Annotated in this window: 5 protein-coding genes; 2 read left to right on the top strand and 3 right to left on the bottom strand. The window is 61.5% G+C overall.

The features are described from left to right. On the bottom strand, window positions 1-315 hold a 315-nt coding region (locus RAH32_RS21450; RefSeq protein WP_306610413.1), incomplete at its 3' end, for a transposase. A 32-nt stretch (window positions 316-347) separates the two neighbouring features. On the opposite strand from RAH32_RS21450, the gene RAH32_RS21445 reads away from it, so the two are divergent. Then, window positions 348-563, top strand: coding sequence for a hypothetical protein (locus RAH32_RS21445; RefSeq protein ID WP_306610412.1), 216 nt, complete (start codon window positions 348-350; stop codon window positions 561-563). Between the two features lie 61 nt (window positions 564-624). On the opposite strand, the gene RAH32_RS21440 is transcribed toward RAH32_RS21445, so the two are convergent. Further along, window positions 625-942, bottom strand: coding sequence for a type II toxin-antitoxin system RelE/ParE family toxin (locus tag RAH32_RS21440; protein WP_306610411.1), 318 nt, complete (start codon window positions 940-942; stop codon window positions 625-627). Next, window positions 921-1,178: a type II toxin-antitoxin system ParD family antitoxin gene (locus RAH32_RS21435; protein WP_306610410.1), complete on the bottom strand. Its 258-nt coding sequence runs from the start codon at window positions 1,176-1,178 to the stop codon at window positions 921-923. Before RAH32_RS21435 ends, RAH32_RS21440 begins: the two co-directional genes overlap by 22 nt. A 61-nt stretch (window positions 1,179-1,239) precedes the next feature. On the opposite strand from RAH32_RS21435, the gene RAH32_RS21430 reads away from it, so the two are divergent. Beyond that, window positions 1,240-1,492, top strand: a 253-nt coding sequence (locus RAH32_RS21430) for a hypothetical protein (protein WP_306610409.1), incomplete at its 3' end; no start/stop codon positions are given.

Here is a 1,492-nt window from a genome sequence, read left to right as displayed (position 1 = left end):
TGCCGCTGCGGCCGAGTTCTTGTGGCTGGAGAGATTGTCCAGAATGACGACGTCACGGAGCCTGAGCGTCGGGACCAGCTGGGTTTTGGTATAAAGGTTGAACATCTCGGCGTTCATTGCGCCGTCGATCACCCAGGGCGCGTCCAGCCGGTCATGACGCAGGGCCGCGACAAAGGTCTGGCTCCGCCAATATCCGAACGGTGCATGATCAACGAGGCGCTGCCCGCAGGGTGCCCATCCTGTGGTCTTGGCCATGTTCGTCTTGACCCCGTTCGGCGTGGCCCTCGGACCAGTGGCGGGCTCACGCCTCACCATCGATGAACGCCAATCGCTCCAGATGGTTGGCCATGAAAGGCTGGCGTCTCGCAATCCAGACTTGGCGCAGAGCGGCGACGTTCTGGCGCTTCTGGCCACAGATAGTCGAGGCAGAACCAGATGTTCCGGCGGGATCCGTCATCATAGGCGATGACATTGTGATGGCAGCCCAGGCAGGCATGGACGCCTTCGATCATGAGCTGCAGGAAACGAAAGCTGCCGCCACTGCGGAGATCGACCTGTCATGATCAGGGACATGATATCGTTGTCCGGGAGCGTTGAGCGGCTCGGGATTGCTGGCCTGCGACTTCATCCTTCCGGGAACAGGATCGCATCGATGTCCATGGCGCCGTTCACAACATGCAGAACCGTGATCCGATCGGAGGCAACACGGTAAAAGATCAGATAGCGCCCGTGGACCCGGCGCCGGATGCCATGGCGCTCCTGGCGGGGCACGATCGGCCACGCCAGTGGCATCTCCGCCAGATCCATGCAGCACTGGTAAAGCTCTCGGATGAAGGTCACGGCGCGGGCAGGATTGTCGCGCGCGATATAGTCGCCGATCCCCTCCAGGTCCGCCTCGGCCGTGGCGGTGATCTCGACGATCATTCCGTGCCGCGCGGCCATGCCTCGTATCTGGCTGTCAGCCGCGCCGCCACGTCCGCAGCAGGCCGCACCCGCCCTGCGTCGGCATCGGCCAAGCCGCGAGCCAAGGCCTGGTCCAACACGGCCAGACGCATCTCGCGTTCCTGGATCAGGCGGATGCCCTCACGCACGACCTCGCTTTTCGAGTTGTAGCGGCCGCTTTCAACCAACTCCGCCACATAGCTCTCAAGTTTCGGTCCAAGTTCGGCACTCAACATGTCCCGCTCCTTATACTGGAACCAAAGTGGCAGCATTCATAACAGTTATCAAGTCACACTTTTGATCCGCAACATGGGGTACTTTCTTGGCTTCCATGTCGTCGCGCCGACGACATCGTCGTCAGGCACGTCCCGACCGGTCCAACGCCGCTTGCCGCTCTTACAAATCCAGATCGTGATCCTTTCGGCGCAACTCATGCTGCGGTCTCTTGTGTTGATGCTCACGCGTGAGAAGCCGCTCCCTGGCCAGCTCGGCTTGCCGTATGCTCAGGCCAAAGCTCTCGTGGCTCTCGGCCGCCGTGACAAGCGCCCTG

Origin of the sequence: Paracoccus yibinensis (assembly GCF_030846195.1) — a bacterium.
Lineage (GTDB): Bacteria > Pseudomonadota > Alphaproteobacteria > Rhodobacterales > Rhodobacteraceae > Paracoccus > Paracoccus yibinensis.
This window is presented reverse-complemented; position numbering and strand designations above follow the sequence as displayed.